Source organism: Mesorhizobium sp. P5_C1 (assembly GCF_054049815.1).
Map to the genome: position 1 here is coordinate 1 of NZ_JBFULQ010000296.1, position 6,935 is coordinate 6,935.

Consider the following 6,935-nt stretch of genomic DNA (forward strand, 5'->3'; position numbering starts at 1 on the left):
CTCCCACCCTCCCGGATTGAGCGTCAGTTCTTTCAATGCGGCGAATTTCTCCTCGCGTCGCCCTTTCGGCAACGCCCGAAAGTGCACCTGCGCGGGCTTCTCTTTGTCTTTTCCCAGCTTCTTAGCTGCCAGCACAATGCATACCGGCTGCTGAACGCCTTGGAAAAGGCGCGTCCTGACCTCCGGCTGGTGACCATCGGGCGAGCAATCGACCACCCATATTTCCGAGCACGTGCGCCTGAGATCATCGCGCATCCGTTCAAAGCCGGGACCGTTGAGAAAACCGGCCACCGAAATGAAGCAGACGATGCCTTCCTCGTCCTTGTCGGGAAAACCGGTCGCCGCATAGTTTCCCGTTCCGAACACTTTCCATGTCGCCCAACGCCAGAAGTAGACGTAGAGATTTTTCAGATGCTTGGTGTGCGCGCCTACGCCCCAAGCGCGCGGTGGCGTCCACCAATCCATCGGAGCGACGGTCTTGCCGCCAGAGCCGGCCTCGATCCAGCCGCCCCGCCCCTTGGCCTTTTCCTTGTAGGGCGGGTTTCCAATGACCACGGTGATCGGCTGCGTCTTCTTGATAGTGTTGGCGTCGCGCCGCGATTTCGCGACCGCGCCAGCTTGAGTAAATGTCTCTTCTTCGATGAAAGGATTACCTAGCGTATTGGTAATGAACAGTTTGAGGTCAGGAACCGATATTGCAGTTCCCTTGGTCGTCACTAGCGCCCGCATTTCAGCGATAAGTCGCAGCTGTGCCACCGCGAAAGGCCCAAACTGTAGTTCGAAGCCTATAAGCCGTTTTGCGGCCGCCTCAATCGCGCCTCGCACAGCCCCTTCGCCCTCGGCATCAGCTACGGTCGTGGCGATCCGGCGCAGAACGCCGAGCAGGAAGGTTCCGGTGCCGACCGCCGGGTCCGCCAGCGTCACGTCGGTAGAGGCGAGCCCGGCGTGGCGCTCGAACAAAGGGCCGCGCAAAGTCTCGTCCACCAGCCGCACCATCGCACCGACCACTTCCGGCGGCGTGTAGTAGGAACCAGTGCGCTTGCGCAGCGTGTTATCGTAGACCTCAAGGAAGTCCTCGTAGAAATACAACCAGGCTTCCGGTTTGTCCTTGCTGATCGTGTGCCAATTCACCTCATTGAGGACGCGGGTCAGCGTTTGCAGCGATGTCTTCAGCGCCTGCTGRTTGGCCTCATCATCCGTCAGCAGCCCAAGCGCAGTGCCAATCAGTGAATTCGTTTTCCTCAGTTCGTGCGCTGCCAGATGGATTCCGCCGGCCAGCGGAATATCGAGCGCCCGCGCCACCAGAAGTCCGAACGTCACCGCCTGCGCGTAACCGTCAGCAAATTGCGCGTCATCCGCTTCGGGGAAGAGCAGCTTGCGCCAGTCTTTGGCCAACGCGGTCAGACCTGCACTTTCCAGAGCCAGTTGCTCGGTGACCTCGTCGCGCAAAAGCCGGCAAAGCCGCGCGCTGACCTCCGCTAGCCGTCTGGCGTTCGGCGGCGCGATCGGCGCCCAGGTAAGAAAGTTGTTGATCAGCGGGAGAAGACTGACTGGTGCCGCGAGCTTGGCACCTGAAGAGACGACGTCGCCCTCCAACGAAACAACTTTGCCCTGCAGCACTCCATCTTGCCAAAGGCTGAACGCATTGCCGTCGGTGTAGAGCAGGTTAGGCAGCGACTTCAGCTTGTTCCACTGGTCTTTGTCGTGAGAGTCACTGGAAATGGCGCGGGTCCGCACCCTTTCCAGGCTGCTTGACCTCGATGAAGCCGACAAGGGCGTTGTTGACCGTGACGGCGAAATCCGGGCGCGTCTTGATGCCTGCAAGGCTCGTCTCGCCCACCAAGTGGACCGATCCGGCCAAATGCCCAGTAAGTGCAGCAAGCTCATGGACCAGAGTTTCAAGCGGTCCGCGCAATTGATCTTCTGGCGCACCACCAATCGCAGGATTTGTCAGTTTCGGCTTCAGCGACGCACCATATGCGGATACGGCATCGCCAACAGTCTTTACCGTCATTTCTCCCCCGGGCCGCGCAAGAGCATGAATAGTTTTGTTTCGCCTCAAGACGCGAATCAAGCATAACTGGGAAGTCTGTTCATGCCAGCAGATTTATTTACCAGTCCTGCGCACCGGCGGCCGTGCCGGCCCTTCGCTATGGCTCCCTGCCCTTCGGGCCTTCATCCCCTTCAAAAGGTCCACCGGACCTTTTGATCCGCCCGAAGGCGGACCGGGTCTTCACCGTTCGTCGCTCGAAAAGCCAAATCGTTGGCTTTTCGTCCGCTGCGCGGACCACTCCTCACCCAACCGTTTCTTAATGTGTCTTTGCTACACCGACGCCTGAAAAAGAGGCGGAAAACGGAGAGTAATCGGGGTGCGCTTTTCCGCGGCCACGACAGCCGGGCGGTTCTTGCCGCAGCGTTTGGCGCTGCGCATCGGGCCGTTGCTTGGCCGCATCGATGCCGTGCTGTTCACCGCCGACGAGCGCGGCGAGGCCGGCCGCATGTCGGTCATCGCTTTCTCCATCCGCATCATCAGCGCCGTCATCGCCTTCGTCAGCCAGGTGCTGATGGCGCGCTGGATGGGCTCGTTCGAATACGGCATCTTCGTCCTCGTCTGGGTGACGATGGTCATCGTCGGCAACCTCGCCTGCCTCGGCTTCCACACCTCGGTCATCCGCTTCATCCCCGAATACCGCGAGCGCGGCATGCTGGCCGAACTGCGCGGCATCGTGCTGGCCAGCCGGCTGTTCGTGCTGATCGCCTCCACGCTCATCGCCGGGCTCGGCGCGCTCGGCGTCTGGCTGGCCGCGCCATGGATCGAGAACTACTACGTGGTGCCGTTCATCCTCGGCGTCATCTGCCTGCCGATGATCGCCATGTCCGATTTGCTGCAAGGGCTGGCGCGCGCCAATTCATGGGCGCTGTTCGCGCTGTCGCCGACCTATCTGGTACGCCCGGTGCTGATCCTGCTGTTCATGGCGCTGATGCTGGCCGCCGGCTATGCGCCCGACGCCAGGACCGCCATCTTCGCTTCGATCGCCGCCACGTATGTCACCACGCTCGGTCAGCTCATCGGCGTTACCCAACGCATGGAAAGGCGGATCCCGGCCGGGCCGATGAAGGTCCATTTCGCGCAATGGTTCCTCGTGTCGCTGCCGATCTTCCTGGTTGAAAGCTTCTTTTTCCTGCTCACCAACGCCGACGTGCTGATGGTCGGCGCCTATATGGATCCCAACGACGTCGCCGTCTATTTCGCCACCGTCAAGACGCTGGCGCTGGTGCATTTCGTCTATTTCGCCGTCAAGGCCGGCGTTGCCCAGCGCTATGCGCAGTTCACCCATGGCGAGCCGCAAAAGCTCGCCGCCTTCGCCCGCGAGACCGTATCGTGGACATTCTGGCCCTCGCTGCTGATGGCGATGATGGTGCTGGCGCTGGGTGAGCCGATGCTGGTGCTGTTCGGCCCTGAATTCAGCAGTGGCTATCCGCTGCTGTTCCTGCTCGTTTTCGGCGTCGTGGCGCGCGCCGCCGTCGGTCCGTGCGAAAGCCTGCTGACGATGAGCGGCAATCAGAACATCTGCGCTGCCGTCTATGCCATGACGCTGGCCTTCAACATCGGCCTCAACGTGATGCTGATCCCGCATTTCGGCCTGTGGGGCGCGGCGATGGCCACCGCCTTTGCCATGATCTTCGAAGCCTGTGCGCTGTCCTTCACCGTATGGCGCAAGCTCGGCATCGTCATGCTTATCTTCGTGCCTGCGAAAGGAGCCGCGTGATGGCCGCCATCCCGTTGCTTGAGGAAACCAGCGGCGGCACCGCCGGCGCCATGGTGTCCGGCCTCGCCGGGCTGACCCGCGACCCCGACCCCGCCCATATCGAGATCCTCGCCAACAACCGGCCGGAGCGCAAACTCGCCATCTACCCGGCATCGGCCGGCTTCGACCTGGTCGAGGAACTGGATTACCTCTGCACCCGCACGGTCGAGCCGAACGTCTTCTTCAACCCACGCTTCCTGGCGCCGGCCATGCCGCGGCTGGAGGATCGCGAGGTGCGGCTGGCGGTGATCCGCGACGGCGACGAATACCGCAACCGGCTGCGCCTTCTGGTGCCGTTCTCGGTGGAACGGCCGGGAATGCCGCTCGGCGTTCCGGTCATGCGCACATGGTCGAGCCCGTTCGGTCCGCTCGGCACGCCGCTGGTCGACCGCGACGACCCGGTCGGCGTCGTCGAGGACTTCTTCTCGATGCTCTCGCGCCCGCACCTGAAACTGCCGAAAGTCTTCGTCCTGCCCGATATCCGGCTCGACGGCCCGGTGGCCAGCCTGTTCGCCACCGTGGCCGAGACGCGCGGCCTGATGCTGGTCACCACCGGCCAGACCCAGCGCCCCGCGCTGGAGAGCCAAGCCGACGGGGACGAGTATCTGAAGGCCTCGCTGCGCGCGCATCATTTTCGCGAGTTCCGCCGGCTGAAGCGGCGCCTCGGCGACCTCGGCAAACTGGAGCATGTCGTGGCGCGCGGCCCTGAAGAGATCCGCCACGCCATCGAAAGCTTCCTGACGCTGGAAGCGGCCGGCTGGAAAGGCCGCGAACGCACCGCCATGGCGATCGACCGCTACCGCGCCGCCTTCGCCCGCGAGGCCGTGCACCGGCTGGCCGAACAGGACATGTGCCGCATCCATTCGCTGACGCTCGACGGCCGCACGATTGCTTGCCTGATCGTGTACGTCGAAGCCGGCGTCGCCTACACCTGGAAGACGGCTTATGACGAGACGCTGGCCGCCTATTCGCCCGGCACATTGCTGATGATCGAGGTGACCAGGCAGCATCTCGACGATCCCAACATCATGATGACCGATTCCTGCGCCATGCCCGACCATCCGGTGATGAGCCGGCTATGGACCGAGCGCAAGCCGATGGGCACGCTGGTGATCGGCCTGACGCCGGATGCCGATCGCCTCACCCGCCAGGCCGCCTCGCAGCTGCATCTCTACCGCGAAACCCGCAACATGGCCCGCCTGCTGCGCATCCGCATGAAGAGCCTGCTGGGACGGCGGTAGACCAGAGCTTGGTGGTAACCGATGCCCAGGCTTCCCAGGTAGCCAGGCGCCTGGCATAGGCCTGTTCGGCAACCGTCCCCCTGGGAACAGGCGCAGCGACCGCTCCAGCGCATCCACGACCGCCGGGATCGCCCGTGCGGTCGCCGAGGGATCACCCGGTTTCTGGCCTTCATCCCGTCGCGCCGCCGGCATATTCGGGCATCGGCACGGCCGGGGTTGGCGAAGAGCCACGCCAATCAAGGGCGCACCTTGATTACGCCACGAGATGTAACAGTAACGTACTTACCTCGCGTCATCGCCAGTCGCAGGGTGACATCATGTCGGGCCGCTAAAGACTGGCTTGGGTAGGCGTGCCCAAGGGAGCGAGCAATGGCCAAACAGCAGCAAGAACACGAAATCGATAGCAGTACCCTCAGCCGACGCAGCGTCCTGCTTGGAGGCACCGCGCTAGCGGCGGCAGCCGCCACCCTCACATCGCGGCCGTCGATCCAGCCCGCGCAGGCGGCGGGTGGCAAACCGAACATCCTCGTCATCTTTGGCGACGATATCGGCTTTTGGAACATCAGCGCCTACAACAGAGGCATGATGGGCTACCGCACGCCCAACATCGACCGCATCGCCAATGAGGGCGCAATCTTTACCGACCTCTACGCCCAGCAGTCCTGCACCGCGGGACGCGCGGCGTTCATCACCGGGCAGAGTTGCTTCCGCACCGGCTTGCTCAAAGTCGGTCTGCCGGCCGCCCCGGAAGGACTGTCGGGGAAGGACCCGACGCTCGCCGAGTTGCTCAAGCCGCAGGGCTACGCCACCGGCCAGTTCGGCAAGAACCACGTCGGCGACCGCAACGAGTTCTTGCCCACCGTCCACGGCTTCGACGAGTTCTTCGGCAATCTCTACCACCTCAATGCCGAGGAAGAGCCGGAGAATGTGGACTATCCGAAATCGCCAGAGTTCCGCGCGAAATTCGGCCCGCGCGGCGTGCTCAAATGCACCGCCACCGACACGGATGATCCCACCGAAGATCCCCGCTTCGGCCGGGTCGGCAAGCAGAAAATCGAGGACACAGGCTCGCTCACCAAAAAGCGCATGGAAACGGTCGATGAGGAATTCCTGGGCGCGGCCAAGGACTTCATCGATCGGCAGCACAAGGCCGGTAAGCCATTCTTCTGCTGGTTCAACACGACCCGCATGCATATTAACACCCATCTCAAGCCCGACTCGGAAGGCAAGACCGGCTTGGGACTGGAGGCTGACGGCATGGTCGAACTCGACGGCTATATCGGCCAGATTCTCAAGCAGCTGGACGATCTAGGTATTGCCGACAACACCATCGTGCTGTGGACCACCGACAACGGCGCCGAAGTTTTTTCATGGCCCGATGGCGGCACGACGCCGTTCCATGGCGAGAAAAACACCAGTTGGGAGGGCGGCTACCGCGTTCCCGGCATGATCCGCTGGCCGGGGGTCGTCAAGCCTGGCACAGAGATCAACGACATCGTCTCGCACGAGGATTGGGTTCCGACTCTGGTGGCGGCAGCCGGCGAGCCGGACGTCAAGGAGAAGCTCCTGACCGGTTACGAGGCTGCGGGCAAGACCTTCAAGGTCCACCTCGACGGTTACGACCAGCACGATCTGCTGGCCGGTACCGGCCCCGACCCTCGCAAGGAGTTCTTCTACTGGACCGACGACGGAAACCTCGCCGCCTTGCGCTATGACCGTTGGAAGATCCTTTTCCTGGAGCAGCGGGCGGAGGGCTTCGACGTGTGGCAGGAACCGTTCGTAGCCTTGCGGGTGCCCAAAATCTTCGACCTGCGAGCCGATCCGTTTGAACGCGCCCAGCATGAAGGGGCCGAATATATCAGGTGGCGCTTCGATCGGACGTATC

At 62.7% G+C, this 6,935-nt stretch carries 5 protein-coding genes; 3 read left to right on the forward strand and 2 right to left on the reverse strand.

The annotated features are described in order from the left end of the window. Both ACXJ7R_RS20930 and ACXJ7R_RS20935 read right to left on the reverse strand, forming a co-directional pair. Positions 1–1,737: N-6 DNA methylase (locus tag ACXJ7R_RS20930; protein ID WP_457153510.1), on the reverse strand; the 1,737-nt coding region annotated here is incomplete at its 3' end. Further along, entirely contained in the window at positions 1,712–2,062 is a 351-nt protein-coding gene (locus ACXJ7R_RS20935) for a hypothetical protein (protein WP_457153511.1), read from the reverse strand. The genes ACXJ7R_RS20935 and ACXJ7R_RS20930, both read right to left, overlap by 26 nt. 307 nt (positions 2,063–2,369) lie before the next feature. Between ACXJ7R_RS20935 and ACXJ7R_RS20940 the strand changes: the two genes are divergently transcribed. From ACXJ7R_RS20940 to ACXJ7R_RS20950, 3 genes are all read left to right on the forward strand, one after another. Then, positions 2,370–3,770: an oligosaccharide flippase family protein gene (locus ACXJ7R_RS20940; RefSeq protein WP_457153512.1), complete on the forward strand. Its 1,401-nt coding sequence runs from the start codon at positions 2,370–2,372 to the stop codon at positions 3,768–3,770. Beyond that, positions 3,770–5,050 carry a GNAT family N-acetyltransferase gene (locus tag ACXJ7R_RS20945; RefSeq protein WP_457153513.1) on the forward strand — a complete coding sequence of 427 codons (1,281 nt, stop codon included), beginning with the start codon at positions 3,770–3,772 and terminating at the stop codon, positions 5,048–5,050. Before ACXJ7R_RS20940 ends, ACXJ7R_RS20945 begins: the two co-directional genes overlap by 1 nt. Before the next feature lie 369 nt (positions 5,051–5,419). Beyond that, positions 5,420–6,935: arylsulfatase (locus tag ACXJ7R_RS20950; RefSeq protein ID WP_457153514.1), on the forward strand; the 1,516-nt coding region annotated here is incomplete at its 3' end.